The sequence below is a fragment of the Nocardia sp. NPDC050630 genome (assembly GCF_044457245.1).
Lineage (GTDB): Bacteria > Actinomycetota > Actinomycetes > Mycobacteriales > Mycobacteriaceae > Nocardia.
The window spans coordinates 60,952-86,848 of sequence record NZ_JBITGN010000002.1 but is presented as its reverse complement, the minus strand read 5'-3'; the positions used below and the strand labels follow the sequence as shown (position 1 = coordinate 86,848).

Genomic DNA, 25,897 nt, shown 5'->3' with positions numbered 1-25,897 from the left:
GCCGACGATGAATCTGCAACAGTTCTGGTTTCTGCTGATCGGCGTCTTGTTCACCGGCTACTTCGTGTTGGAGGGCTTCGACTTCGGAGTCGGCATGCTGATGCCGATCCTCGGCAAGGGCAGCGATACCCGAAGACGGGTCGTGCTCAATACGATCGGGCCGGTATGGGACGGCAACGAGGTCTGGTTGCTGACCGCGGGCGGTGCGATGTTCGCGGCCTTTCCGGAGTGGTACGCGAGCCTGTTCTCCGGTTTCTATCTCGCGCTGCTGCTGGTGCTGGTCGCGTTGATCGTGCGGGTCTGCGCCATCGAATATCGCAGCAAGATCGACGATGCCCGGTGGCGAGCCTGGTGTGATGTCGCGATCGGAATCGGTTCCTGGGTACCGGCATTGGCGTGGGGCTGGGTGTTCGCGAATGTGGTGCGCGGGGTGCCGTTGAACGAGAAGAAGCACATTGCAGGTTCGGTGTGGGATCTGCTCGGGCCGTACGCATTGCTCGGCGGACTCGCGACCGGATTGCTGTTCGCGCTGCACGGTGCGGTCTTCCTGGTGCTGAAGACCGGTGGTGAGGTGCGCGCCGATGCGGCGAAGACGGTGTGGTTGCTGCTGGCGCCGACGGCGGCCGTGGTCGGTGTGTTCGGAGTGTGGACGCAGCTGGCCTACGGAACCGGATGGACCTGGATTCCATTGGCGCTGGCCGTGCTCGGGCTGCTGCTCGCGGGTGCGGCGAGTTTCGCAGACCGTGACGGCTGGGCGTTCGTCGGCACGGCGGTCACCACCGCGGCGGCGACGGTGCTGCTGTTCGGGTCGCTGTATCCCAATGTGCTGCCGTCCACCATCAGCGACATGTTCAACCTGACCATCGACAACGCTTCTTCCACGCCGTACACGCTGAAGGTGATGAGCTGGGCTGCCTTGGTCGTCACGCCCGTGGTGCTCGGCTACCAGGGTTGGACGTATTGGGTATTCCGCAAAAGGATTACGGTCGAGCAGATTCCCGCGCCGATCGGCCTGCCGTTGGAAGCCGTCAAGGACTGATCATGGCTCGTCCGCCCGTCGACCCCCGGCTGTGGAAGTACGCGCGCTCGGCTCGTCGCTATCTGGTGCTGAGTGTGGCGCTGTCCGTGGTGATCACGGGTTCGATCGTGGTCACGGCGGTCGCGCTGGCGAAGGTGTTGGCCGGGGTTGTCACCGATCCCGGTCGGCGCAGCTTCGGTGCGTGGACATTCGAGTTGGTCGTGCTCGGCGTCGCTATCGGCTCTCGGGTACTCGCCACCTGGGCGCAGTCGCGGATCGCGCATCGGGCGGGGGCGGCGGTGGTTGCCGAACTGGAAACCGCGGTGCTTGCGGCGGGCGCGCAGCTGCCGCCGCGCGAACTCGAAACCCGGCGAACCGAACTCGCGGTTGTCGTGAGTACCGGGTTGACGGGGTTGCGAGCGTATCTCACCGGATATCTTCCCGCGCTGCTCCTCGCTTGCCTTGTGCCGCCGATTGTTTTGGTGGTCATCGGATTCCACGATCCGATCTCCGGTGTGATCGCGCTGGTCACGCTGCCGTTGATTCCGGTGTTCATGGTGCTCATCGGACTGCTCACGCAGGGACGGGCGCAGGCCACGCTCGTCGCGACTACTCGGCTCTCGGATCAATTGCTCGATCTCTTCGCTGGGATGTCGACGCTGCGTGCGTTGGGCCGGGAGGGTAGCGCGGGGCGCGCGGGTTCGATGGAACACCGCGTGCGCGAGCTCGGGGACGCGTTGCGGCAGCGCACCATGCGTGCGCTTCGAATCGCGTTTTTGTCGTCGATGGTGCTGGAGATGCTTGCCACGTTGAGCGTCGCATTGATCGCGGTGTCCATCGGTTTGCGGCTGGTGTACGGCGAGATGAGTCTCCATGCCGGGCTGGTGGCGTTGATTCTCGCGCCGGAGGTGTATCTCCCGCTGCGGATGGTGGGGGAGCGGTTCCATGCGGCGCAGGATGGAATGGCGGCCGCGGACAAGGCCTTTGCTGTGCTCGAGCCTTCCACGGTTACGCGGGCCCAGGTCGAATCGGGTGTCGATGGTCTGCTCGAAACCACGAATGGCATTGATGCCATGGCCGCCGTCGGCTCCCGCCGTGGGATTGTTGGCAGTGCGGAGGCTCTGCTGAGCGGGGACGGCGGAAGGGAACTCGGTTCAGCGGCAGTAAATGGCAATCGTCCTGGCAAGAAGGCCGGAGTCGTTAGAGACGGCCGGGGCCTCATCGAGATATGTGGTCTAGCGGTCCGCGCCCGGAATGGATTTGCGCCCGCCGGGCTGACCGCGGAGTTTCGGCCGGGCGTGGTGACGGTGTTGACCGGGCCGAACGGGTGCGGGAAATCAACCGCGCTGCAAGCAATTCTGGGTTTGATCTCGCCGGAGCGCGGCTCGGTGAAGATCGACGGCACCGATGTACGTGAACTGGATCAGCGGTCTTGGTGGTCCCGTGTTGCCTGGCTGCCGCAGCGTCCGGTGTTGATCCCGGGAACACTGCGCGAGAATCTCGAACTGCTCGGCGCACATACCCCCGATACCACCGCCAAGGGCGCGGCCCGAGTGCTCGACGAACTCGAAGCCGCCTGCATCGCAACCGGATTCGACACGGTACTCGACGAACTCCCCGACGGCTGGAACACGATTGTCGGCGCAGGTGGCATCGGCCTGTCTCTCGGCCAGCGCCAACGTCTGGCCCTCACCCGAGTGCTCGCCGCCGACCGCCCCATCCTCCTGCTGGACGAACCAACCGCCCATCTGGACTCCGCCGCCGAAGCCACCGCCCTCGCCGCCCTACAGCAGCGAGCCCGCACCGGCGCAACCATAATCGTCGTAGCTCACCGCCCAACCGTCCTCGCCGCCGCCGACCAGATAATCCCCATCCACTCCACCGACCTCCAGGTGGTCGTCTCATGAACAGTCGAGTTCCGCCGAGCGATACCGGGCGTCATCGGATGCCGGGCACTATCCCGCCCGATCGGCGAGCGTGTGCTGTCGGCCCGCCGAATCGGTGCGACGTACCCGTCGAGGGGTTCAGCGCGGCAGCCGCATCGAGGATAACGGCTGGTCGAGACGTAGCGGCATGGCTCGGTCAGTGGCCGAGAGTCTCGCCGGGCCGTGCGGTCGAAGGCGATGCGCGATGAGTATCGGTGCGAGAGAAACCTCGACGGAGCGCGGCCCTCGCGCGGTGTGGGCGGATCTGCGGCGGATGTGGGGGCTGCTCGAGTTGTCGCCGTGGCGGGTTGCGGTCGCGATCGGGTGGGGTGTGTTGGCGCTGGGCAGCGGGCTCGGGCTGGCGGCATTGGCGGCGTGGTTGATCGCGCGCGCCTGGGAGATGCCCCCGGTGCTCGATCTGAGCGTCGCTGTTGTCGCGGTACGGGCGCTGGGCATCTCGCGCGGACTGTGCCGATATCTGGAACGCCTTGCCACCCACGATGTTGCGCTGCGCGCGATGACGACCGCTCGGACAACCGTTTACCGGACACTCGCGCACTCCGATGTCTGGATGCGGCGGGATATGCGCGGCGGCGATTCGGACAGACCAGCCGAAGCCGACGGCGTGCACCCCGGGGAGTTCGACGGGTCGATTCGTAGGCTCGGCGACGGTGCGCGGGCTGGCTCGGCCCATGGTGCCGATGGCTTCAGTCGTCGGCGCGGCCGCAACCGCTCGATCGCCGATGTCGCTGCAGCGGTGTCCGACGCGCCCGAACTCGTTGCTGCGGACAACGCCGGGACGCCCGAGCCCGTCCTGTCCGGTCGACATGGCGCGGTGACCACGTTCGGCAGCGGAGATACTTCGGATGGCGTGGGTCGGCCGGTCGCCGTGCCCGATTCCGCGGGCGCTGCGTCATTGCGGCGCGGGGACCTGCTGGTTCGGATCGGCAGCGATATCGATGATCTCGGTGCCGTCGTCGTGCGGGTATTCGTGCCGATCGCCGTCGCGATTGTGCTCGCGCTGGCGGCGATCGGACTCATGGCCACCATTTCGGTCGGCGCGGCGGCCATTCTGGCCGTATCGCTCGGCGTTGCCGGAATCGTCGCACCGTGGCTGTCGGGGTGGGCCGCTCGTGAGGCCGAGCGTGCGGTGCGCACCGACCGCGCCGAATTCACCGCGCAAGCGCTCACCGTCCTCGATCATGCGGCCGAACTCCGCGTCGCGGGGAAGCTGGACACCGCGCTGGCGGCCGCCGATCGCGCCGGACAACGTGCGGTAGCAGCCGAGGATGCCGCGGCCGCACGCAGCGCCTGGGCCGCCGCAGCCACACCCCTTTCGATCGGTGCCAGCGTCCTGGGGTCCCTCTTGATCGGTATAGCGATCTACGGCACCAACCAACCCGCGATGACTCCGATGGCCCTCACCATCCTCGTCCTGCTTCCCCTCTCGGCCTTCGAGGCAGTTGCCCCACTACCCGCGGCCGCCCAAGCTCTGACCACCGCTCGTGCCGCCCTCCATCGCCTCCCTGTGCGAGAGATAACCCGAAACCCGATGGCGCAGCGGGCCGACCGACCATTCGCTGACCATCCCAGTGGGTCGGTACGAAACCATTTGTCGGAGAGCGCGTCCAGCCGAGTCGAGGACAGCAGGCATGGCGTTGCGCCGTCAGACAGTGTCGCCCGTACATTCGATCGCCCGCATGCCGATACGCATACGCGCAACGCGCGAGACCTATTGCCGGACAGTACCGAGGACAGCTCGAGGCGTGTCGCACACTCGTCAGCCGGTAGCCTGCGTGCGTCCGATCGTCCAGTTGCCGATGAAGGCATTCGCGATGCGCGAGATGTGTTGCTGGACAGCCCACTGGAAGACAACAGGTGTGGCGTCGCTGGTTCGTCGTCGGACGGCACTGCCGATACGCGCATTCGCGATGCGCGAGATCTATTGCCGGGCAATCTCCCCGAGCGGCCCAAGGGGATGCGGATCGCAGTCGTCGGACCGAGCGGGGCGGGTAAGACCACGTTGCTCATGGCGTGGGCGGGGCTGTTCGATACACCTGTGCCCGGTGTGACGTTCTTTGCCGAGGATGCGCACATCTTCGGCACCTCCGTACTCGAGAACCTGCGTGTCGCGCGTGGGGATCTCACTGTCGAAACGGCCGAGAAGGCGTTGCGCGTGGTCGGTCTCGGGGATTGGCTGGAATCGCTGCCCGATGGTGTGCACACCGACCTGGTCGGGGGTGCGGCGGCGGTGTCGGGTGGGCAGCGGCGGCGGATTCTGCTCGCCCGGGCGCTCATTTCGCCCGCGCGGGTGCTGCTGCTCGATGAGCCGACCGAACATCTCGAGGCGGAGGCGGGCGCCCGATTGCTGCGCGAACTACTCGATGTCGACAGCGGCCTGGTCGAACCCGACCGAATTGTGGTTGTCGTCACACATCAGCTGCCATTCGATCACCGCGCCGAAGTGGTGCTGCACATCGATGCATCAGGCCAGGTCATGACCACTGGAGCAGATGCGGAACGCACCGATTCAGCGCCCCGCGAAATTCCGTTGCCGACTCGCTGACCGCTGACTAGATTCGTGTGTACACAAGGAAGGAGGTGGTTCGAAGAATGTATGTTCAAAGGACTTGTGAGGTGGCTGTCCGCTAGCGCCACCGCTGCAACGGATTCCGTTCGCGCGAGTGCTGAGCGAATTCCAGGCAGCCACCCGGCCCCCGAGCTACCGGTCTAGTCCGACCGGGACCCATGCAGACTTCACCGTCGGCGGGTATGGCTCGGGGGTCGTTCCTTTTTCGGCACAATTCTCTCGGACGGTAGAGTCCGGCGACCGGGTTCGACACGAGGGGTAGCCGATGCCATTGGAGGGTCTCGCGGCAGTGGTTGGACGCCGCATCAGGGCGGTTCGCCGCATGTTCTATGTACAGGGCAGTGATGTCGACCGCACCGAAGGCCCCATCGAATTGACCTTCGACGACGGTTCGGTGCTGCTGCTGGACGCTGGCACCGACGGCGAGGAACTCCTCGTCGCATCGACCCCGTGGCGCGACCCGTTCGCCGGCCTCACCGAACCCGAATACATCGAATACGTCGCCGAATCCGGCAAATACACCGCCTTCGACGTCGGCGCCGAACCCCCGTACTCAGACCTGATCGGCTCCCACATTGCCGCCGTCTCCGAATCCCGCCTGCACGACGACCGCCTCCGCGCCGCCGTCCTCGAAGTAAACGGCGCCAAACTCGCCATCGAAACCCTCGCCGACGAACTCCTGGTCACCTGGCACCCAACCTGAACCGCCTACAGCCACTCGTCCTAGCCGACATCCATCCCATCGGATGGGCCATGCGTACCAGTCAAATTCAACCCGACAGACGCTAAGCTGGGGCAATGACCGTTGAGCCGTTTCCCGACTGGTTGATTCCACCTGCTGGTGGATTCACCATCGAGGACTTCTTAGAGCTGCGCGGCCTGCCCAAGCACACCGAGTTGATCGATGGGGGTCTGGTCTTCGTGAGTCCGCAGGAAAAGTGGCACCGCCAAGTCCTGTCACTTTTCCGCCAGGAGTTGGACCGGCAGGCACCGTCGCATCTGCGGGCCGATCGGGAGATGGCGGTGCGGCTCGGCAAGCGTCAGATGCCGGAGCCGGACGTCCTCGTCGTGACTGAGGAGGCGTTCCTGCGTAGGGACCCGTCGACGTACTACTTTGCCGAGGATCTTGTCCTTGCGGTGGAGGCTGTGTCCCCGGACTCCGAGGAGCGTGACCGCGAGACCAAGCCGGGCAAATATGCCAAGGCCGGTATTCCGCATTACTGGCGGATCGAGCGGCGAGACGAAGACGAAGAGGCCGTCGTCTACGTCTACGAACTCGACCCCGTAGCGCATTGCTACGTCCCCGTGGGCATCTTCCACGACCGCCTGAAAATCGGCGTCCCGTTCCCCATCGATATCGACCTGACATCGATCGGGCGGCGCGGCTAACCGATGTAGCGCTGCAAACGTGCCGACAGGCGGGGCTCGAGGGGGCCGTCGGCCACGACGCGCTCCTCGACGTAGGCCAAATCACCGCCTTCGACAATGCCGTACAGGCGTTTGGCTCCGCCGACGACGATGCCGGATTGGCTGCGGATGACGACATCGGTGGCCAATTCCCAGGAGGACTGGGTCAGTGCGGTGCCGTAGAAGAGTTCGACGATGCCGGTGCTGTGGGTCAGCAGCAGCTCGATCACCTCGTCATCGCCGTCGATGCCGACTCGCCAGAAGCCGCTCTCACGCAGGTCGGGACCGCCGTAGGAGCCGTCGGATTCGATCACCCAGGAACGGGAGTCCCAGGACAGGTAGTCGCCGCCGTCGTGGGAGACGATGATCTGCTGGCCGAAGCGGTAGTCGCCACGCGCGGGATCATTGCCCTCACCTTCACCGCGCCACACACCGACCATCGGCAGCAGGGCGAGCATCGACGAACTCAGATCCGGGCCGAGCCGCAGATTCGCGGTGTCCTCGGGCAGCGGCAGATCCGGTAGCACCGGAATATTGCGCGCACCAGTCCATTTCGCCCGTTCGGCCGCCTCGGCCACGGCCTCGTCGCCACTGCGGCGCGGGGCCGCCTCGGCCGGGCCGCTGCCGTTCAGTTGTTCACTCGCTCGCTCGGCCGGGTTGGAACCTTCGCTCGCGAGTTCACTCATGATTCGGTGAACAACCGGTAGAAGACGTACAGGCCGAACCAGCCGATCAGAACGGCCACGGCCACCAGCAGAATCTCGAAGAAGAGGACCACAACTGGAGTCTAACGAGTTGCGTCCCGCCCAGCACAACGGCCCCGTTGCTTCCCGGTTATCGGGAAACGACGGGGCCGTTGGCGCGATTACTTACTTGGCGACTGCCACATCCACTGCGTGGATGCCGGCGCCCTCCGGGCGAACTTCTGCCGAGCCGTTGCCCGAGGAGGACAACGCCCGTACGGTCCACGCGCCCGGCGCCGCGAAGAAGCGGAAATCGCCGGTGCCCGAGGCTACGACCTCGGCGGTGAAGTCACCGTTGCCGTCGAGCAGGCGCACGAACGCGCCGCCGACCGGCTGACCGTCGGTGCTCAGAACACGGCCGGTGATGACCGTTTCCTTTTCGACATCGACTCCGGCCGGAATGGCCTGTCCCTGGGTAGGTGCTGCGCACATGTGATTACTCTCCCAACTCGATCGGTGCACCGACGAGCGAGCCGTATTCGGTCCAGCTGCCGTCGTAGTTCTTGACATTCTGGTGGCCCAGCAGCTCCTGCAGCACGAACCAGGTGTGCGAGGAGCGCTCACCGATGCGGCAGTAGGCGATGGTGTCCTTGGACCCGTCGAGTCCGGCCTCGCCGTAGATCTCGGTCAGCTCGGCATCGGACTTGAAGGTGCCGTCCTCGTTCGCGGCCTTGCTCCACGGCACGTTGATGGCGCCGGGGATGTGGCCGGGGCGCTGGCTCTGCTCCTGCGGCAGGTGGGCCGGAGCCAGGATCTTGCCGGAGAACTCGTCAGGGGAGCGCACGTCGACCAGATTCTTGGTGCCGATGGCGGCGATGACCTCATCGCGGAACGCGCGGATGGACAGGTCGGGCGCGGCGGCCTTGTACTGGGTGGCCGGACGGTTCACGGCGTCGCGGGAAAGCGGACGACCGTCGAGTTCCCACTTCTTGCGGCCGCCGTCGAGCAACTTGACGTTGTTGTGGCCGTACAGCTTGAAGTACCAGTAGGCGTACGCCGCGAACCAGTTGTTGTTGCCGCCGTAGAGCACGACCTCGTCGTCGTTCGAGATGCCGCGCGCCGAGAGCAGATCGGAGAACTGCTCCTGGTTCACGAAGTCCCGCCGAACCTGATCCTGCAGGTCCTTCTTCCAATCGAGCCGAACGGCACCCTCGATGTGGCCGCCGTCGTAGGCGGAGGTGTCCTCATCGACCTCGACGAAGACGACGCCGGGGGCGTTGAGGTTCTCTTCGGCCCAGTCAACGGAGACCAGGACATCGGAGCGAGCCATGTTGTTCCTTTCGGGGTGGTGACTTGCAGTGTCAGTTCGCCGGGGACGGGTTCCGGCGGAGTCGGGCGACCAGCGGATAGATCTGGCAACCCAGGCATATCCCGAACGCCGCATTCAAGAACGCCGCGAACAGGGCGAAGCCGGCGAACACCGCGCCGACGACGGTGGAGCCGACCAGGAAACCCAGCAGGCTGACGGCACTGAAGACCAGGCCGAGCAATTGGGCGAACCGCAGCGGTGCCACAGGTTCGGTTTCGATGGTCGGACCTAAGCGCGGCGCGACGAACGCGGCGAAGATCCGGCCATAGGGATGCCGACGTGGTCCGTAGGCCGCGCCGATTGCGAACACCACCGCTTGGGCGGCGATGAGCACTGCGGCGACGGGTGTCGAAACGGCTGCGGCGAGTAGGACCAGAACGAGCGCGCCGGTGGTGACCCACGCGGCGAAGCGTGGGCCGCGCACGTCGACGACTGCGGGAATTCCGGTCTCAACGGATGCGGTTCGGGAATTTGTGGACATTGTGCGTACTCCTGCGCTGAATTTCGCTGTTGGCGGGAAAAATGCCAGTTCGCCGGGGGATCAAGAGATCACTCGCACGACGGACGCAGGTCGGCATCGGAATCTGACGGAGCCGACCGCTCAGCCACACAGGCAGCAACAACCACCGAGGCGACACAGATCAACTGTGCGGCGTCGGGTGAGCATCAGCTCGTGGTTGGCTTGCACGCAGAGGAGTTTACCTGGTTCTGCCGGAGAATTGGACCCGGGGTTCGTCACAGTTGCTATGAACCCTTGTCACGCCCTGTTTTTCCACCGTCAGCGGCGATCCACCGGAAGAGTTATCCCACCGTCAGCGGTTCGAGTGCGGTGCGCAGGTCCGCGGACTTGGGAACGCCAGAGATCCGGAATCGTTCCCGCCCTTCGATATCGAAGACGAAGGTGGTCGGCAGTGAGAGCACGTTCAGTTCCTTGGCAAGCGCGGGTTCGGCATCGATATCGACCTCGATATCCAGCGGCGGGCGCGGCGATCCGGACAATTCCTCGGTCACCCCGGCGACCACCCGGCGCACCGCGGCGCACGGTCCGCACCAGTCGGCGGAGAAGTGCAGCACCGCAGGGCCCGAGTTGTCGGCGCCGATCGACGCAAGCAGATCGGTACGCGCCGATTCGTCCTGTGCCTCGGTGTCGCTCGTGCGCAGCTTGCCGTCGCGGCGCTTCAGCAGCACCCCGACCGCCACTGCGGCGAGCACCACCAATAGCAGGATTGTGATTTCAATCATGGTCGCCGCAATCTGTCCAGGTCGATGGTCACGTTCTCGGCCTTGGCCTCGATGACGATCTGGCCGCCCTGCGCCGAGACCTTCGTCGGCCGCAGCCCGAACGGCAGTTCGTTCGTATCTATTGTCCGGGTGAACTGCTCGAGCACCTTGGGGCGCTCGGTATCGGTGACCACCGCGGTCGTCGTGGCATCACCCGTACCACGGTAGATGCTGGTCGCGACTATCTTCACCTGATCACCGTCGACCACGAGGTCTGCGGTCACACTCACATTGTCACCGCCGAGCGGTGCACCCGGCTTGCTCGGCGTCTTGCCGGGCATGGTGCCGGTGAGCAGCAGTTGCCCGCCGGTGGTCATGCCGGATCCGCCCGATCCGCCCGTCCCGTCGGATTTATTCCCCGGTGCCGAATGTACTTGCAGATCAGGGATCTTGAACAGCTTGCCGAGCTCGGTCGGCTCGAGCCGCATCTGTCCCTCGACCCGATCCACCGGCACCGCACGCACATTTCCGTCGGTGAGATCGCCGAGGGAAAGGTGAGCGCCGGTCAGCGTTGCGCCGACCGAAATTTCACCCGGAATATCGGGACGCATGACGCGCGCGCGGATATCGACCGTCTGGTAGCGGCCGTCGAGCGCCTGGGTGAGAAAAGGGAACCCGAAGATGACCACGTCGGGATCCGCGGTGAGGTCGGCGCCGACACGCAGGGCACGCGACACGCGATACTCGGAGTAGGCGGCGGCGCCGAAATCGATGACTACCGCCAATACCGCGAGGCACAGCAGCCCGATGATCAGCTTGCGCATGGGGCAACACTACTTGGCGGTGCGTTTCGGGTATCGCACGTCTGTGTCGAGATGCCACACTGACCCCGGATGGCGAGGTCATCAGTGCTCACGCGCTAATCTTGCATCCGATTACCTGTGATTAGCGACGTGGCCCCGGCGGTGTGGCTGTTGTCCGGAGCTACTAGATGGGAGGAGGGCTTGTGGAGCTGCTCCTGCTGACCTCCGACCCGAACCCTGAGTCGGTTCTGCCCGCACTGTCGCTGCTGGCGCACAATGTGCGCCCGGCGCCGACCGAGGTGGCGTCCCTGCTCGAGGCGGGAACCGCGGATGTCGCGCTGGTCGACGCGCGCACCGACCTGGCCGCGGCCCGCGGCCTGTGCCGACTGCTCGGCAGCACCGGCTCGTCGGTGCCGGTGGTCGCCGTACTCACCGAGGGCGGACTGGTCGCGGTCAATGCGGACTGGGGCTTGGACGACATTCTGCTGCCCGGTACCGGACCGGCGGAACTGGACGCCCGGCTGCGCCTGCTGGTCGGCCGCAACGGCGGTGTCGCGAGTCCGGAGAACACCGGCAAGATCACCCTCGGCGAATTGGTGATCGATGAGGGCACCTATACCGCCCGGCTGCGTGGTCGCCCGCTGGATCTCACCTACAAGGAATTCGAACTCCTCAAATACCTCGCACAGCACGCGGGTCGGGTCTTCACCCGCGCCCAGCTGCTGCAGGAGGTCTGGGGGTACGACTTCTTCGGTGGCACCCGAACCGTCGACGTGCACGTGCGACGCCTGCGCGCCAAACTCGGCAGCGAATACGAATCGCTGATCGGCACCGTTCGCAATGTCGGCTACAAAGCCGTCCGCCCCGCGCGTACCACCAAGGGCGATCACGTCACCTTCCACGACGACGAATCCGCCGCGGGCACCGACGACTCCCCGCCCCTCCCCGTCAACGGCTCGGCCCCCTAACAGCTCGAGATCAAGTGGAATCCATGGTGGCATTCGTCGACGTGGGCTCGAGCAAGTCCACCTGATCTCGAGCCAAAGGAATGGCGCGCGGGATTCGCGCGTTCGTCGCGGTGACCGGATCGACGAAGGAGACGTTATGGGTGCGACGGCATTGGGTTGGAGCGCGCAGGTCGATGCCGACGTGGCGCGGGCGGTGCGGGAACTGCTCGAGCGGACCGGTGCGGCGGACGATGTCGCGCCGGTTTCCGAACAGGCCGTACTCTCGCTGGCCGTGACCGATTCCGGGACCGAACATCTGGTGGCGCTGCGCGATGGTGTCGTCGTCGGTTACGCGAATCTCGTTCCAGCACATGGCGAACACCCCGCAATGGCCGAGGCCGCCGTCGATCCCGCTGCTCGCGGCCACGGCATCGGTGCGGAATTGGTCTCGGCCGCGCTGGCGAAGGGCGGATCGGGTGCTCGGGTCTGGGCACACGGAAATAAGCCTGCCGCCCAAGCGCTCGCGACCCGACTCGGATTGCGCGTCGCACGGGAGTTGTGGCAGATGCGACGGTCGCTGGCAATGCCGGAGCTACCGCAGTTGGTGGTCCCGGACGGCATCGCGCTGCGGACCTACGAAGGGCCCACCGACGATGCCGAACTGTTGCGTGTGAACAACGCCGCCTTCGCCTGGCACCCGGAACAGGGCGGCTGGACCGAGCGCGATATCGCGGTCCGGCGCGAGGAGTCCTGGTTCGATCCGAAGGGCCTGTTCATCGCGGTGGACCCGGCCGATCCGGACCGCATCCTCGGGTTCCATTGGACCAAGGTGCATTACGAGGAGAATCCGTCGGTCGGCGAGGTTTATGTGGTCGGCATCGACCCGGCCGCGCAGGGTCGGGGACTCGGCCGCCTGCTCACCCTCGCGGGCCTGCACTACCTGCGCGAACGCGGATTGCCGGAGGTTCTGCTCTATACCGAGGCCGACAACACCGCGGCCGTGCACACCTACACCCGACTCGGCTTCGCACCAGCGCATATCGATGTCGCGTATTCGCCCGCTGACTGAATAACCGCCGGGGTTACTCGAGTAACACTGGGGCAAATGTCACACATGCCGGGAGTAATCGCGCCGGGCTGTTCACCCTCCGTTCACCCAGCCTGGTCCAAATGTCAACCGAGCGACCTTACGTTACATAAGGGCGGCACCGTTGCCGCCTGGTGCGCAAGTTCCCCGCGAACGGCACCACGAAACCCGCCCGGGCCGGTGAGGGACCGGGCGTGTCGAGCGCGATTCCCGGAGGAATAAGTGAACTTCAAGCGCAGCAGCGCCCTGATCGGTGTGCTGGCCGCCGTCGCCATGCCCCTGGCCGCCTGTGGCAGTGACGACAACACCTCTGCCACCGGCGATTCCGCCGCCAAGGTCGATGTCACATGTGGCGGTAAGAAGGCCCTCAAGGCCAGCGGTTCCTCGGCCCAGAAGAACGCCATGGACCGCTTCGTCGCCGCCTACGAGGCCAACTGCAGCGGCTTCACACTGAACTACACCTCCAGTGGCTCCGGCGCCGGTGTCAACGAATTCCTCGGCGGCCAAACCGATTTCGCCGGTTCCGACTCGCCGCTGAGCGATAAGAAGGGTGAGCCGGCCAAGGCGCAGGAGCGCTGTGGCGCCCCGGCATGGAACCTGCCGACCGTCTTCGGCCCGATCGCCATCACTTACAACATCGACGGCGTGACCGATCTGGTGCTCGACGGCCCGACCGCCGCCAAGGTGTTCAACGGCGCCATCGCCACCTGGGATGCCCCGGAGATCAAGGCGCTGAACCCGACCGCCAAGCTGCCCTCGGACAAGATCTCGGTGATCTTCCGCAGCGATGAGTCGGGCACCACCGACAACTTCCAGCTCTACCTGGACGCCGCCTCCGACGGCGCGTGGGGCAAGGGTGCGGGCAAGACCTTCACCGGCGGTGTCGGTGAGGGCGCCAAGGGCAACGAGGGCACCTCGGCCGCCATCAAGAGCACCAAGAACTCGATCACCTACAACGAGTGGTCCTTCGCCAAGGCGCAGAACCTGTCCATCGCGCAGGTCGTCACCTCGGCCGCCAAGGATCCGGTCAAGCTGACTCCGGAGTCCGCGGCCAAGGCCGTAGACAGCGTGAAGATCAAGGGCGAGGGCAACGATCTGGTGCTCGACACCTCGTCGTTCTACAAGCCGACCGCTGCCGGCGCGTACCCGATCATCCTGCCGACCTACGAGATCGTCTGCTCGAAGTACGCCGACGCCGAAACTTCCAAGGCGGTCAAGGCATTCCTGACCTCGGCCGTCAACAACGGTCAGAAGGGTCTGGACACCGCGGGCTACGTCGCGATCCCGGACAAGTTCAAGACCAAGCTGACCACCGCGATCAACGCCATCAACTGATAGCCGCCACGCCATGACCGTGCATCCTGAGGTGTCCGCCGCGGACCAGTCGGACTCGACTGGTCCGCTGGCGGCTGGAGATACTGCCCCTATGCCGAGTGAACCGAGCACCGAACCGGACTCACCGAAAGATCCGGCCGCAACACCGGCCAGGAAAGGCCACAACCAAGGGGCCGAGGTCATCTTCCGGTCGCTTGCCACCGCAGCGGGTGCCACGGTCGTGGCGGCCATCGCACTGATCGCCCTATTCCTCTTGGTCCGGGCTTGGCCCTCGATCGTCGCGAACGAGGCGAACTTCTTCACCAGCAGTGAGTTCAACACCACCAATGCCGACCACCTGCGCTTCGGCATCCGAGACCTGCTCATGGTCACGGTGCTGAGCTCGGTGCTGGCGCTGATTATCGCGGTGCCCATCGGTGTTGGCATCGCGCTATTCCTGACCCACTATTCGCCGAAGCCGATGGCGCGTCCGTTCGCGATGCTCGTCGATCTGCTCGCGGCGGTGCCGTCGATCGTCTTCGGGCTGTGGGGCTTCCTGGTGCTCGCGCCGAAGCTCGAACCCGTCGAGACCTTCCTGAACGACAAGCTCGGCTGGTTCTTCCTGTTCTCCGACGGCAATGTGTCGATCTCCGGTGGCGGCACCATCTTCACCGCGGGCGTGGTGCTTGCGGTGATGATTCTGCCGATCATCACCTCGGTTTCCCGCGAGGTCTTCAACCTGACGCCCGTCTCGCATATCGAGGCCGCGCAGGCGCTCGGCGCGACCAAATGGGAGATGGTCCGGATGACGGTGCTGCCCTATGGCCGCAGCGGTGTGATCGCCGGTTCCATGCTCGGCCTCGGCCGCGCGCTCGGTGAGACGATCGCGGTATTGGTCATCCTGCGTACCTCGGCACAGGCCGGTCACTGGTCGCTGTTCGACGGCGGCTACACCTTCGCCTCCAAGATCGCCGCCGCCGCTTCGGAATTCAGTCAGCCACTGCCGACCGGCGCCTACATCGCGGCCGGCTTCGTGCTGTTCGCGCTGACCTTCATCGTCAACGCGCTGGCGCGGCTCGTGTCCGGTGGAAGGGTGAACGGGTAATGACCACCACGACGACTCTCGACAAGCCGGTCAAGGCGCCCACCTTCCGGCACGTGAGCCCGGCCCGCCGGGTCAAGAACAACATCGCGACCGCGGTGGTCTGGGCCTGCTTCGCCATTGCGCTCGTGCCACTGGTCTGGGTGCTGTTCATGGTGGTGTCGAAGGGGCTAGAGTCCGTCGTCTCGCCGGACTGGTGGCAGAAATCGCAGAAGGGCATCCTGCCGGACCAATCCGGTGGCGGTGTGTACCACGCGATCTACGGCACCATCGTGCAGACTCTTGTCGCCGCGGTCCTCGCGGTGCCGCTCGGCATCATGGCCGCGGTGTACCTGGTCGAATACGGGCGTGGCGTGCTGGCCAAGGTCACCACCTTCATGGTCGATATCCTCGCGGGTGTTCCGTCGATCGTCGCGGCGCTGTTCATCTTCGCGCTGTGGATCGCGACCATGGGCTTCCCACAGAGTTCGCTTGCGGTATCGCTGGCGCTGGTTCTGCTTATGCTCCCGGTGGTGATTCGCAGCACCGAGGAAATGCTGAAGCTGGTTCCCGACGAACTGCGCGAGGCGTCCTACGCGCTCGGAATTCCCAAGTGGAAGACCATTGTTCGGATCGTGGTGCCGACCGCGGCGCCCGGCATGATCAGCGGCATCCTGCTCTCGCTGGCCCGCGTCATGGGTGAGACGGCGCCGGTGCTGGTGTTGGTCGGCTACAGCAAATCGATCAACACCAACCTGTTCGACGGCAATATGGCGTCGTTGCCGCTGCTGATCTACCAAGAGTTGGCGAACCCGGAACCGGCTGGGCGCGCGCGGGTTTGGGGCGCGGCGTTGACGCTGATCCTGCTGATCGCCCTGTTGTACGCGGCGGCCGCGGTCGTCAACAAGCTGCTCACGCGGAACCGATAGAAGCGAACGGAAAAATGGCCAAGCGGATCGACGTCAAAGACCTGAATATCTACTACGGCAAATTCCATGCGGTTGCCGATGTCAAGCTGTCGGTACTGCCGCGCAGCGTGACCGCCTTCATCGGCCCGTCGGGTTGCGGTAAGTCCACCGTGCTGCGTTCGCTCAACCGGATGCACGAGGTGACCCCGAGTGCCCGCGTCGATGGCGCGGTGCTGCTGGACGGCGAGGACATCTACGGCTCCACCGTCGACCCGGTCGGTGTGCGCCGCACCATCGGCATGGTGTTCCAGCGTCCGAATCCGTTCCCCACCATGTCGATTCGCGACAATGTGGTGGCCGGACTGAAGTTGCAGGGTGTGCGCAACAAGAAGGAGCTCGACGAGGTCGCCGAGCGTTCGTTGCGCGGCGCCAACCTGTGGAACGAGGTCAAAGACCGGCTGGACAAGCCGGGCGGCGGCCTCTCCGGCGGTCAGCAGCAGCGTCTGTGCATCGCGCGCGCCATCGCGGTATCGCCGGATGTGCTGCTGATGGACGAGCCGTGTTCGGCACTGGACCCGATCTCCACCTTGGCGATCGAGGACCTGATCACCGAGCTGAAGAAGGAATTCACCATCGTCATTGTCACGCACAATATGCAGCAGGCCGCGCGCGTGAGTGACCAGACCGGCTTTTTCAACCTGGAGGCGCAGGGCAAGCCGGGCAAGCTGATCGAGATCGACGATACCGAGAAGATCTTCTCCAACCCGGGGCAGAAGGCGACGGAGGATTACATCTCCGGCCGCTTCGGATAAATAGCACAAGCAAAGGGCCCGCACCGTGGTGCGGGCCCTTTGCGTTCAGCCGGTTCGATATTCACACCTCGACGTCGGAATCCGGCGGTAGCTCACCGGTGACCAGGAAGATCACCCGGCGGCCGATCTCGACCGCATGGTCGGCGAAGCGCTCGTAGTAGCGGCCGAGCAGCGTCACATCGACGGCCGAAGCCACGCCGTACTTCCAGTCGCGATCCATCAGCAACGTGAACAGATGGCGGTGCAGATCGTCCATCGCCTCGTCGTCCTCGTTGAGCTGCGCGGCGCGCTCGGGATCCCGGGTCTCGAGCACCTCCCTGGCTCCGGCACCCATATTCACCGCGATTCGGCCCATTTCCGCGAAGTAGCCGTTCACCGCCTCGGGCAGCGCGTGGTTGGGGTGCCGCCGCCGGGTCACCTTGGCGACGTGCAGCGCCAGCGCGCCCATCCGGTTGACGTCCTGGACGATCTGGATCGCGCTCACTACCTGCCGCAGATCACCGGCCACCGGCGCCTGCAGCGCAAGCAGGGCAAACGACTTCTCCTCGGCATCGCTGATCATCTCGGCGATCCGGTCGCCCTCGGTGATCACCGACTCAGCCAGAGTGAGATCGGCCTGGAGCAGAGACTGGGTGGCCCGTTCCATCGCCGAACCCGCCAGACCGGCCATCTCGCCCAGCAGGTGGGCAAGATCGGCCATTTGCTCGTTGTAGATGACACGCATGAATAGAGACATTAATGCCCGTTGCTGACCTAGTCACCAACGCAGGGTTAATGGGCGGTGCCAGTCCGTAGCAGCAGTGTTACCGCAGCTCGGGGCTGGCTCGCTCGCAGATACCGTTGGCAGCGCGATTTCCTCTGGATCCGGCGGCAAAGTGACCCTGCTCATGTCCGAGGGGCAGGCCAGCGCGTCCATGGCTTCACACTCACAACGAAACTCCCGTGTAAGTGTGAGGTGAATGTCCCACTTACACAGGAGTTCAACGTGCATTGAGCCGATAACAGCCTACGTCCAGTACTGGTAGCTTTCACCGCCGTCGTACTCGCAATTGTCGCTGACGCGGATTCCTAGCTTCGCGGTTTCCCGCCGGTCTTGCTCGCACTGTTGGTAAGTCGGGGACTTGTGCCAGTTGTTGGCCCAGTCCGGTTTGTCGGCTAGCGCTGGTCCTGCGAGCAAGGTCATAGCGGCCGCCGATGTGATAGCGGCGAAGGTTAGATTGCGTAACACTGAAACCCCTCCCTGTTAATGATCTCAACCGTCTCCTACGGTAGCTCACATTGATCACCATCGAAATGAATATTGTTGCGGCAGTGAGTGATCCAGAAAATGCAGGAGTATGTGGCCAAGGATGACTCGACGTACCGAGGACCTCAGTGAGCTACTTGCACGTCTCGTCGGCGGCGTTGACGTGCTCCAGGTCCGAGGGCAGCGTCACTGGTTCCGCACTTGACGCGGTGATGGACACATTCGAGATCGGATCCCCGACCGGCGTCGGCGCACGCACCGTACCCGCATAGTCAGCACCGATCACGACCTCGACGATGCCACCAAGGCTATTCGACTGCTCCATCGTTGCTCCGGGCAGGGAACTGGCCACCGTGGCCGCCTCGGCCTCGTGGCCGGGCCCGAAGCGCACCTTGGTGGCGACCTCGGAATTCCCACCGGAGTAATTGCCGGTGTTGTAGATCTGGAAGCCCTGGTTGCCGAGCTTGGTCGCCGCCTTATTGGCCGCACCCGCCGTCTCCGAGCCGTTGGAAACCAACAGCGATACCGTGCTCGGATCGACTGCGGTCAGCTTCGGTGGCGCCGGCTGGGACGACGGGATCGAACCGGGGGCCGGGGTCGACTTCTTCTCGCCGGGCAGCGGCTGGTCGTCGATGACCGCGCGAAAGATCGCCTTGATATCGGATTCGCGGGGAATCTCGTTGCCATAGGAGGTGGTGCCCGCGGTTGGGATGGTCAGGAACGTAACCGCGCCCGCGTCGACCTTCTGGAGTGACCGGCCAAGCGTCAGCAGGTCGCTCGTGTCTATCCGATCGACCCAAGTGTGCTTGGTGAATGCATCGATAAATCCACGCAGCTTGCCGGGATCGAACAGAACCTTGCTGGACAGCGCGCCGCGCAGCAACGAGGCGAGGAAGCGCTGTTGGCGATTGATTCGGTCGTAGTCGCTGCGCTCCTCGCCGTACACGTGGCGGGCACGCACATAATTGAGTGCCGTCGCGCCGTCGATCCGCTGTCTGCCCGGGTTCTCCAGGACCGTGCCCAGAATCCCGTCGACGATCGGTTTGGTGGCACATACGTCCACGCCGCCGACTTGGTCGACCATCGCCTCGAACCCAGCGAAGTCGATGCTGATGAAGTGGCCGATAGTGAGCCCGGTCAACTTCCGGATCACGTTGACCAAGCACTTCGGCCCGCCCAATGCGTAAACCGCGTTGAGCTTGTCGCCCATAGCCGCAGGGTAAGTCTCGTTTGTGTACTCGACCTTGTCGTTGTCCCAACCGTTGCACTGAGGCCGGCTGACGTCGAGATCTCGGGGGAACGAAACAACTACGACCCGCGACCGATTCTTGGGGATGTTCACCAACATAACGGTGTCGGCTCGAGAGCCTTCGGCATCGTCTGTAGAGCCAGCGCCTACTTGGCTATTGGCACCGACACGGGTGTCGGTACCGACCAGCAGAAAGTTCTCGTCGCCGAGTTGGGCACCGGAGTCGACGACGTCTTCCGGATGGTCGTCGAGGGCGGAAACCTGAGTGAAGCCATTGGCCGTCGAGCGCAGATAGCTCCAACCGCCACCGGTGACCAGCAAGGCGACGACCGCGCAAATGGTGAGGCTGGCCCGTCCCGCGACCTGCAGCCGCTTATTGCGGCGCTGGCGACTCGCGGCTAGCCGAGTCAGGCCGACGCGGGTGGATGCTGCTGCCGTTTTCGGGGCGTCCGGATCGGTGGTCGGCCAACCGATGGCGCGCTTCTTGGGACGCGGGGTTTCCTCGACCGGCGGAATTACGTCGGTGACGACCTCGGGCGGTTCTTTCCCGGATACCGTCGATGCGCGGCGTTTCCCGGTGCGCGCGGTCGCCGGGGTGCCCGCGATGTCGTCGACGACCGGGGAGGGCGCGGAACGGCGGGCAGCGTCGGCTTTGGCGGCCGGAGTGGCCGTCGTACGGGGTGCTTCGGCCTTGCGACCGGCTGGGGTGCTCGAGGTGCGAGGTGCCGCGTCGTTGCGTCCGCTGGGCATCGCCGAGGTGCGTGGCGCGTCTGGTTTGCGTGCGGCTGGGGTGGCCGAGGTGCGTGGCGCATCTGGCTTGCGTGCGGCTGGTGTGCCCGAGGTGCGTGGCGCGTCGCCTTTGCGTCCGGCGGGCATGGCCGATGTCCGGGGCGGTGCGTCCGCTTGGCGTGCAGGGGCTTCGGGCGGCGGAGGGGCAGCCCGGTTCGCGTGCGTGGGCGGCGCATCCGGTGTCGTGGACCGACGTCTGCGCCCGCTGCGTTCGTTGTCGACCTTCTGGACGAGGTCCTGAACCGTCAGCGGTGCCGAGCTGGAATCGGGATCGTTATGTCGGGCTCTGCGTGAGGACCGTGCACCGTCGCGTTCGGTGTAATCCGCCGTGGGATAGCGCTCCCACGGGGCGCGACCTCCGGGCCGTGGCGACTGCCCGTGCCGATCGTCACCCACCAACGAACCTCGCTTTTCGTCTCCGCTGCCGCTTCGGCCGCTTTCGACCCGCATGACCGATTCCGCCAATGATAACGATTCCGCCACGGCGAGCCAGCCCAGTGCGAAATCGACGTGCCGAGCTTGTCTTGCGCATCTGGATGTGTGCTGGTCGGAGGGTTTCCGACAATGGGGTGAGAGTGCGATTGCACTTACGGTCAGCCGCCGCTGTGCATCAGATCCGCGCCAGCGGGAACGGCCGGATCGTCGGGATCGTCGAGCCAGCCGTGCGGCAGCGCGACCTTGCCCGGCGAGCCCTGGCGCCCGCGCGGGCCCTCGGCGTCACGGGGGAATGGCGCGGTCGGGTCGAGTTCGCCGATGAGGTCCTGCAATTGAGTGAGGCTCGACACCGTGGCGAAGGAGCGGCGTAGGTCCGCGCCGACCGGGAAGCCCATCAGATACCAGGCCATATGCTTGCGCAGATCGCGCATGGCCTTGTCCTCGCCGAGGTGTTCGGCGAGCAGGGCGCCGTGCCGGTACAGCACCTCGCCGACGCGGCCGAGATTCGGCGCCTCTGGCAGCTTCTCGCCGCGCAGTGCCGCCTGCAATTCGGCGAACAGCCATGGGCGGCCGAGGCAGCCGCGGCCGACAACGACTCCGTCGCACCCGGTTTCGTCCATCATGCGCACCGCGTCGGCAGCCGAGAAGATATCGCCGTTGCCGAGCACCGGGATCGTCGTGACGGCCTGTTTGAGCCGGGCGATCGCCGTCCAGTCGGCTTGGCCGGAGTACCGCTGCGCGGCGGTGCGGGCGTGCAATGCGACGGCCTTGGCGCCCTCGGCCTCGGCAATACGGCCGGCGTCCAAGTAGGTGAGGTGGTCGTCGTCGATGCCGATGCGGAACTTCACCGTCACCGGAACACCGGCCGGTTCGGCGCCGGAAACCATCGCCTTGACGATCTTGCTGAACAGCGCGCGCTTGTACGGCAGCGCCGCGCCGCCGCCCAGTCGAGTGACCTTCGGCACCGGGCAGCCGAGATTGAGGTCGATGTGATCGGCCCAGCCCTCGCCGACAATGATCCGCACGGCCTCGCCGAGTGTGGCCGGATCCACACCGTAGAGCTGCATCGAGCGGGGGTGCTCGTCCGCGTCGAAGGACATCATGTGCAGCGTCTTCTCATTGCGCTCGACGACCGCCCGCGCGGTGATCATCTCGCACACATAGATCGAAGTGGAGCTGCCGAACTCCCGGCACAACTTCCGAAACGCCAGGTTGGTGATGCCCGCCATCGGCGCGAGCACCACCGCCGGATCGACCGGATACGGCCCGATCCGCAGCGTGCTCTTGGCTTCGGCAGTAATCGTCACGCCCACCAGTCTCTCATCCGCGGCCGGGCTGTCCCCAAGCCATCTACGCTGACGTGCGCTGATTCACCCTTATTCGCTGCGGAGTCTGCGGTGGTAGATCTCGCGTACGGCCGGGTCGGGTTGGGCGTAAGCCGTTGTCGCGCCGGTGAATTCGGCGACGCGGAGTTGTGCGCGGTAGGGTAGCAGCTGTGCTGATTTGATGATGGCCGCGAGTCGGCGTGGCACGGTCACCAGTGGTTTGTTCTGCTGCACCGATTTCACGATCGCCTGCGCGACGTCTTCCGGATCCACCGTGGTCAGCGGCGTGATCCAAGCCGGCATATTGGCACCGGCGGACAGTTCGGTGCGCACGATGCCAGGCAGCACCGCGCCGACATGTATGCCGTGCTCCCTCATCTCCAGATGCAGCGCCGAGGTGAACCCGACCACCGCGTGTTTGGTCGCGCAGTAGGTGGCTAGGCCCGGAAACCCCTGTGTCCCCGCCAAAGACGCGATATTGATGAGGTGTCCGCTGCCGCGGTTCTTGAACCGCTGTACGGCGAGCCGCGAACCGTGGATCACCCCGTTGAGGTTGATGGCGATGATTCGATCGGTCATCGCCTCGTCCTCGTCAGCAAACAGACCGGTCGGCATGATGCCGGCATTGTTGACCAGCACGTCCAGCGGGCCGAGTTCGTCGTCCACCCGGTCGAGGAAGGCGGCGAACGAGGCCTTATCCGTGACGTTCAGCGGCAGGCCGACGATCTTGGCGTCCGGATCCGCACCCAACTCCGCCGCCGTCTTGGCCACGAGTTCGACGTCGATATCCCCGATCGCGACCGCGGCGCCCGCCGCGAGAAATGCCTCGGCGCTCGCGCGTCCGATACCGCGCGCCCCTCCGGTGATCGCGACAACCTTGCCGGTGAGCGCCCCGTCGCCCTTCGATGTGCTGGACATATCCTCAGCCTCCTGCGGTCGGTGTGAGTCATGGCCGGTCAGCGCGGCGCGCCGTCGGCGGCAATACCACCAGTGTCGAGGTTCGCGGCCGGATCATCGGCGGATTCGGAATCGGGCCCCGAGATGGTTCGCCCGGCCAGGGAGCCCCCTGCGCCGAGGGCGCTCCGGCCTTCTCAGACGGCCTCAGTAGCCTGTTACTCACGGATAGCGCCCGTGAGACCAGAGTTATCGGAGAGGGCGAATGACGGAACGGACCGAGGGCACCGCACCAGACGATGACGACTCCGGCGTGGAGTTGGGCAAGACTGCCGAAGCAACGGCGTCCGATACGCAGGCCCACAAGTCCGGACACCGGCCGGGAACCGTGTCGATTCGCGTATCCAGCGTGGTCCTCGGCACGGTAATCGGCGCATTGGTGATCGCGGTCGCCGTGCTGAGCGGTCTTCTAGTCTCGGCCCGCGGTGATCTCGCCAACCGAAACGATCGGGAAGCCGCGGATAAGAAGGCCGAGCAGGTGGCCACCGAATACGCGGTCGGCGCGGCCACCGTCAATTATCAGGACATACCGTCATGGGTGGCCAAGCTGAAGGCGAATACCGTTCCGCAACTGGCTAACAAGTTCGATGCGACCGCGCCCAAGCTCGAACAGATTCTGGTTCCGCTGAAGTGGACCTCCACCGCCGCGCCGATTACCGCGAAGGTGATGTCGGAGCAAGGCGGTATCTACAAAGTCGATGTGTTCGTGAATGTGAGTTCGACGAATGCGCAGAGCCCGGAGGGCGCGCAGACAACGGTGACCTACAACGTCACGCTGGATAAGAACTCGGAATGGAAGATCACCGATGTGGGCGGTGTCGACGGCGCACTGCCGGTGAAGTAGCGCCGCAAGGAGTTTCGACGGTTGAATCTATAAGTTCGCCACCGAGATCGGCGTTGCCGAACATAAACGCGCCGCCGCCGGAGAAATCCGGCGGCGGCGCGTTTATGTTCGCGGAGGTCGAGCTCAGCCGGCGATACCGGCGAGCTCGCGCTTCTTGGCCTCCCGGGCGAGCATGCGGTCGCGCTGCTCTTCGAACTTGACGACGTCCTGGCTCAACTTCTCCAGGAACAGCCCGAGCCGCTCGCGCACTGCCTCGCCGCGTGCGGTGAAATCGGTGCGCTCGAAGATGTTCCACTTCTTGAGCACGGGCTGCACCACCTCTTCGAGGTGCTGGCGCAGGTCGTAGATGCCGTGCTTGGCCATGAGCACGCCGTTGCGGCGGAAGTTGGGCATACCGGCGCCGGGCATCTGGAAGTTCTCCAGGATCAGCGTGATGGCCTCGATCGCCTGGTCGGGGGACAGATCCAGGGCCGCGCCACACATGTTGCGGTAGAAGATCATGTGCAGGTTCTCGTCGGCGGCGACGCGTTGCAGCATGCGGTCGGCGATCGGGTCGTCACAGACCCGGCCGGTATTGCGGTGGCTGACCCGGGTGGCCAGTTCCTGGAAGGTCACGTACGCCACCGAGTGCAGGAAGCCCGCATCGGCCTCGGTCGGCGAAGCGAATCCATTGGTCATGTGGATCATGCGCGCCTCTTCGAGCGCGACGGGATCAACGCCACGGGTGACCACGAGGTAATCGCGCATCACGATGCCGTGGCGGTTCTCCTCGGCGGTCCAGCGGCCCACCCAGGTGCCCCAGGCGCCGTCCTGCGAGAAGTTCTCGGCGATCTCGCGGTGATAAGAGGGCAGATTGTCTTCGGTGAGCAGATTCGTGATCATGGCCGCCTTCGCGACCTCGTTCAGTCGGGACTGCTCAGGGTCCCAGTCGACCCCGCCGAGTGCCGCGAAGTTGCGGCCCTCATCCCACGGGACATAGTCGTGCGGATGCCATTCCTTTGCCAGGGAGAGGTGCCGGTTGACGTTTTCTTCGGCAACCGGCTCCAACTCCGTGAGCAGCTCGAGTTGAGTCAGATCCCTTGCCATATACAAGCCCTTCATGTGTGTGCTCTTGCTGGTCAGTTCCCCGGGGTAGACCGTGTGCCGATGCGGCCATACCTTACGGCACCGTAGGTGTGATGCGAAACGCATCTGGCTGACAAATGAGACCTCGTGATCGAGCTCATACGCCGATGTCGGCGTTCGACAACCACACCGAGTGTAGGGGCTCGGACCGTAGCAAGGGGTCTATCGTCAGGGGCCGAGAGTCGTTAGCTCAGCGTGCTGTAACGCACAAAGCCGCAGGTGCCGCCCCCGCGACCGTTCAGTGTTCGCCGCCGAAAAGTGCGGCGGGGAGAATCCTGAGTGGACCACCTGCCTTCTCGGTCAACGCTTCTCCGATCGTGCCGCTGGTGCCGCGCGATCTTGCCGCTGCCGCCGACTCGATGGCCGAGTACGAGCCAGTTGGCGCAGCCGAACTTCGCCTGTGGTGTATGCCACTGTTCAGCTGCTCGGCCGGACAGGTCGCCGCGATGGAGGTGGCGTCGGCGACCAGATCGTTGCCGCTGGTGGCTTCCGTCGGGCTGAGCGTTGATGCTGCGCACCAGACCAACGCTCAGCTTGCATTCGCCGGGCGATGTCGGCAATGCCGCCTTCAGCGCATTCGTAGCGGTGGCCTGTCGAGTTGTCGGTGCGATGAAACCCGGAAGGGAAAATCATCGAGTGAAGCCACCTGTTGTCTGGTATGCCCCAGGTGTCGGGTCGCATCGGGTTATGAGAAAGCCCACGGCGGAATGTGGTGTTTCCTGGCCGCAGCCGAGGCGCGTCGCGAGTTCGAACGGACCGGAAATG

At 65.0% G+C, this 25,897-nt stretch carries 23 protein-coding genes; 12 read left to right on the top strand and 11 right to left on the bottom strand.

Annotated elements, in window-relative coordinates; translation table 11 throughout:
• Positions 1–7: 7 nt before the first annotated feature.
• The 5 genes from cydB to ACIBG0_RS07790 all read left to right on the top strand — a co-directional run bounded on the left by cydB (position 8) and on the right by ACIBG0_RS07790 (position 6,922).
• Positions 8–1,039 (top strand): cytochrome d ubiquinol oxidase subunit II, encoded by a 1,032-nt coding sequence (gene cydB, locus ACIBG0_RS07810; protein ID WP_397030402.1) that lies wholly within the window; start codon positions 8–10, stop codon positions 1,037–1,039.
• 2 nt (positions 1,040–1,041) lie between these two features.
• Positions 1,042–2,925, top strand: a complete 1,884-nt coding sequence (cydD, locus tag ACIBG0_RS07805; RefSeq protein WP_397030400.1) for a thiol reductant ABC exporter subunit CydD — start codon at positions 1,042–1,044, stop codon at positions 2,923–2,925.
• Between the two features lie 418 nt (positions 2,926–3,343).
• The gene (locus ACIBG0_RS07800) at positions 3,344–5,509 is read left to right on the top strand and encodes an ATP-binding cassette domain-containing protein (protein ID WP_397031159.1); all 2,166 of its coding nucleotides are present in this window, start codon (positions 3,344–3,346) and stop codon (positions 5,507–5,509) included.
• A 289-nt stretch (positions 5,510–5,798) separates the two neighbouring features.
• Complete coding sequence (locus ACIBG0_RS07795; protein ID WP_397030397.1) at positions 5,799–6,236, top strand: hypothetical protein; 438 nt, start codon at positions 5,799–5,801, stop codon at positions 6,234–6,236.
• Positions 6,237–6,331: 95 nt separating this feature from the next.
• Positions 6,332–6,922, top strand: coding sequence for a Uma2 family endonuclease (locus tag ACIBG0_RS07790; RefSeq protein ID WP_397030395.1), 591 nt, complete (start codon positions 6,332–6,334; stop codon positions 6,920–6,922).
• Here ACIBG0_RS07790 and ACIBG0_RS07785 read toward each other — a convergent pair.
• From ACIBG0_RS07785 to ACIBG0_RS07760, 6 genes are all read right to left on the bottom strand, one after another.
• A complete protein-coding gene (locus tag ACIBG0_RS07785; RefSeq protein WP_397030393.1) occupies positions 6,919–7,626 on the bottom strand; it encodes an FABP family protein in 708 nt (235 codons plus the stop codon). The genes ACIBG0_RS07790 and ACIBG0_RS07785 overlap by 4 nt on opposite strands.
• Before the next feature lie 183 nt (positions 7,627–7,809).
• Positions 7,810–8,115, bottom strand: coding sequence for a DUF1416 domain-containing protein (locus tag ACIBG0_RS07780; protein WP_062988334.1), 306 nt, complete (start codon positions 8,113–8,115; stop codon positions 7,810–7,812).
• Between the two features lie 4 nt (positions 8,116–8,119).
• On the bottom strand, positions 8,120–8,953 hold the full coding sequence (locus tag ACIBG0_RS07775) for a sulfurtransferase (protein WP_397030391.1): 834 nt from the start codon (positions 8,951–8,953) through the stop codon (positions 8,120–8,122).
• A 31-nt stretch (positions 8,954–8,984) separates the two neighbouring features.
• Positions 8,985–9,473 carry a DUF4395 domain-containing protein gene (locus ACIBG0_RS07770; RefSeq protein ID WP_397030389.1) on the bottom strand — a complete coding sequence of 163 codons (489 nt, stop codon included), beginning with the start codon at positions 9,471–9,473 and terminating at the stop codon, positions 8,985–8,987.
• 320 nt (positions 9,474–9,793) lie between these two features.
• The gene (locus ACIBG0_RS07765) at positions 9,794–10,234 is read right to left on the bottom strand and encodes a thioredoxin family protein (protein ID WP_397030387.1); all 441 of its coding nucleotides are present in this window, start codon (positions 10,232–10,234) and stop codon (positions 9,794–9,796) included.
• Entirely contained in the window at positions 10,231–11,037 is an 807-nt protein-coding gene (locus tag ACIBG0_RS07760) for an LmeA family phospholipid-binding protein (RefSeq protein ID WP_397030385.1), read from the bottom strand. The genes ACIBG0_RS07765 and ACIBG0_RS07760 overlap by 4 nt, the downstream gene beginning before the upstream one ends.
• A gap of 182 nt (positions 11,038–11,219) precedes the next feature.
• Here ACIBG0_RS07760 and ACIBG0_RS07755 point away from each other — a divergent pair, with 182 nt between their 5' ends.
• The 6 genes from ACIBG0_RS07755 to pstB all read left to right on the top strand — a co-directional run bounded on the left by ACIBG0_RS07755 (position 11,220) and on the right by pstB (position 17,165).
• Positions 11,220–11,984, top strand: coding sequence for a winged-helix domain-containing protein (locus ACIBG0_RS07755; RefSeq protein WP_397030383.1), 765 nt, complete (start codon positions 11,220–11,222; stop codon positions 11,982–11,984).
• 136 nt (positions 11,985–12,120) lie between these two features.
• A complete protein-coding gene (gene mshD / locus ACIBG0_RS07750) occupies positions 12,121–13,032 on the top strand; it encodes a mycothiol synthase (protein ID WP_397030381.1) in 912 nt (303 codons plus the stop codon).
• A gap of 240 nt (positions 13,033–13,272) precedes the next feature.
• The gene (gene pstS / locus ACIBG0_RS07745; protein WP_397030379.1) at positions 13,273–14,385 is read left to right on the top strand and encodes a phosphate ABC transporter substrate-binding protein PstS; all 1,113 of its coding nucleotides are present in this window, start codon (positions 13,273–13,275) and stop codon (positions 14,383–14,385) included.
• Positions 14,386–14,476: 91 nt separating this feature from the next.
• Positions 14,477–15,469, top strand: a complete 993-nt coding sequence (gene pstC / locus ACIBG0_RS07740; protein ID WP_397030377.1) for a phosphate ABC transporter permease subunit PstC — start codon at positions 14,477–14,479, stop codon at positions 15,467–15,469.
• Positions 15,469–16,374, top strand: coding sequence for a phosphate ABC transporter permease PstA (gene pstA / locus ACIBG0_RS07735; RefSeq protein WP_397030375.1), 906 nt, complete (start codon positions 15,469–15,471; stop codon positions 16,372–16,374). Before pstC ends, pstA begins: the two co-directional genes overlap by 1 nt.
• Before the next feature lie 14 nt (positions 16,375–16,388).
• Positions 16,389–17,165, top strand: a complete 777-nt coding sequence (gene pstB, locus ACIBG0_RS07730) for a phosphate ABC transporter ATP-binding protein PstB (protein WP_364347028.1) — start codon at positions 16,389–16,391, stop codon at positions 17,163–17,165.
• 61 nt (positions 17,166–17,226) lie between these two features.
• Here the strand turns inward: pstB and phoU are convergent, their stop codons facing one another.
• The 4 genes from phoU to ACIBG0_RS07710 form a co-directional block, all read right to left on the bottom strand.
• Positions 17,227–17,889: a phosphate signaling complex protein PhoU gene (gene phoU, locus ACIBG0_RS07725; RefSeq protein WP_397030373.1), complete on the bottom strand. Its 663-nt coding sequence runs from the start codon at positions 17,887–17,889 to the stop codon at positions 17,227–17,229.
• A gap of 655 nt (positions 17,890–18,544) precedes the next feature.
• Positions 18,545–20,536 (bottom strand): LCP family protein, encoded by a 1,992-nt coding sequence (locus tag ACIBG0_RS07720; RefSeq protein ID WP_397030371.1) that lies wholly within the window; start codon positions 20,534–20,536, stop codon positions 18,545–18,547.
• A 506-nt stretch (positions 20,537–21,042) separates the two neighbouring features.
• Complete coding sequence (dusB, locus tag ACIBG0_RS07715) at positions 21,043–22,191, bottom strand: tRNA dihydrouridine synthase DusB (RefSeq protein WP_397030369.1); 1,149 nt, start codon at positions 22,189–22,191, stop codon at positions 21,043–21,045.
• A gap of 69 nt (positions 22,192–22,260) precedes the next feature.
• Positions 22,261–23,127 carry an SDR family oxidoreductase gene (locus ACIBG0_RS07710; RefSeq protein WP_397030367.1) on the bottom strand — a complete coding sequence of 289 codons (867 nt, stop codon included), beginning with the start codon at positions 23,125–23,127 and terminating at the stop codon, positions 22,261–22,263.
• A gap of 241 nt (positions 23,128–23,368) precedes the next feature.
• Here ACIBG0_RS07710 and ACIBG0_RS07705 point away from each other — a divergent pair, with 241 nt between their 5' ends.
• Positions 23,369–24,007: a hypothetical protein gene (locus ACIBG0_RS07705; protein ID WP_397030365.1), complete on the top strand. Its 639-nt coding sequence runs from the start codon at positions 23,369–23,371 to the stop codon at positions 24,005–24,007.
• A gap of 123 nt (positions 24,008–24,130) precedes the next feature.
• On the opposite strand, the gene ACIBG0_RS07700 is transcribed toward ACIBG0_RS07705, so the two are convergent.
• Positions 24,131–25,093, bottom strand: coding sequence for an acyl-ACP desaturase (locus tag ACIBG0_RS07700; protein ID WP_397031158.1), 963 nt, complete (start codon positions 25,091–25,093; stop codon positions 24,131–24,133).
• Between the last annotated feature and the right edge of the window lie 804 nt (positions 25,094–25,897).

Bases quoted from the DNA above. Each gene is read 5' to 3' on its own strand.
- ACIBG0_RS07705 (WP_397030365.1), top strand. From the start codon at position 23,369: ATGACGGAACGGACCGAGGGCACCGCACCAGACGATGACGACTCCGGC.
- ACIBG0_RS07760 (WP_397030385.1), bottom strand. From the start codon at position 11,037: ATGCGCAAGCTGATCATCGGGCTGCTGTGCCTCGCGGTATTGGCGGTA.
- pstB (WP_364347028.1), top strand. From the start codon at position 16,389: ATGGCCAAGCGGATCGACGTCAAAGACCTGAATATCTACTACGGCAAA.
- ACIBG0_RS07720 (WP_397030371.1), bottom strand. From the start codon at position 20,536: ATGCCCGCCGGACGCAAAGGCGACGCGCCACGCACCTCGGGCACACCA.
- pstC (WP_397030377.1), top strand. From the start codon at position 14,477: ATGCCGAGTGAACCGAGCACCGAACCGGACTCACCGAAAGATCCGGCC.
- ACIBG0_RS07785 (WP_397030393.1), bottom strand. From the start codon at position 7,626: ATGAGTGAACTCGCGAGCGAAGGTTCCAACCCGGCCGAGCGAGCGAGT.
- ACIBG0_RS07780 (WP_062988334.1), bottom strand. From the start codon at position 8,115: ATGTGCGCAGCACCTACCCAGGGACAGGCCATTCCGGCCGGAGTCGAT.
- ACIBG0_RS07775 (WP_397030391.1), bottom strand. From the start codon at position 8,953: ATGGCTCGCTCCGATGTCCTGGTCTCCGTTGACTGGGCCGAAGAGAAC.
- ACIBG0_RS07770 (WP_397030389.1), bottom strand. From the start codon at position 9,473: ATGTCCACAAATTCCCGAACCGCATCCGTTGAGACCGGAATTCCCGCA.
- ACIBG0_RS07710 (WP_397030367.1), bottom strand. From the start codon at position 23,127: ATGTCCAGCACATCGAAGGGCGACGGGGCGCTCACCGGCAAGGTTGTC.
- mshD (WP_397030381.1), top strand. From the start codon at position 12,121: ATGGGTGCGACGGCATTGGGTTGGAGCGCGCAGGTCGATGCCGACGTG.
- phoU (WP_397030373.1), bottom strand. From the start codon at position 17,889: ATGCGTGTCATCTACAACGAGCAAATGGCCGATCTTGCCCACCTGCTG.
- cydD (WP_397030400.1), top strand. From the start codon at position 1,042: ATGGCTCGTCCGCCCGTCGACCCCCGGCTGTGGAAGTACGCGCGCTCG.
- ACIBG0_RS07765 (WP_397030387.1), bottom strand. From the start codon at position 10,234: ATGATTGAAATCACAATCCTGCTATTGGTGGTGCTCGCCGCAGTGGCG.
- ACIBG0_RS07790 (WP_397030395.1), top strand. From the start codon at position 6,332: ATGACCGTTGAGCCGTTTCCCGACTGGTTGATTCCACCTGCTGGTGGA.
- ACIBG0_RS07800 (WP_397031159.1), top strand. From the start codon at position 3,344: ATGCCCCCGGTGCTCGATCTGAGCGTCGCTGTTGTCGCGGTACGGGCG.
- ACIBG0_RS07795 (WP_397030397.1), top strand. From the start codon at position 5,799: ATGCCATTGGAGGGTCTCGCGGCAGTGGTTGGACGCCGCATCAGGGCG.
- pstA (WP_397030375.1), top strand. From the start codon at position 15,469: ATGACCACCACGACGACTCTCGACAAGCCGGTCAAGGCGCCCACCTTC.
- ACIBG0_RS07700 (WP_397031158.1), bottom strand. From the start codon at position 25,093: ATGGCAAGGGATCTGACTCAACTCGAGCTGCTCACGGAGTTGGAGCCG.
- cydB (WP_397030402.1), top strand. From the start codon at position 8: ATGAATCTGCAACAGTTCTGGTTTCTGCTGATCGGCGTCTTGTTCACC.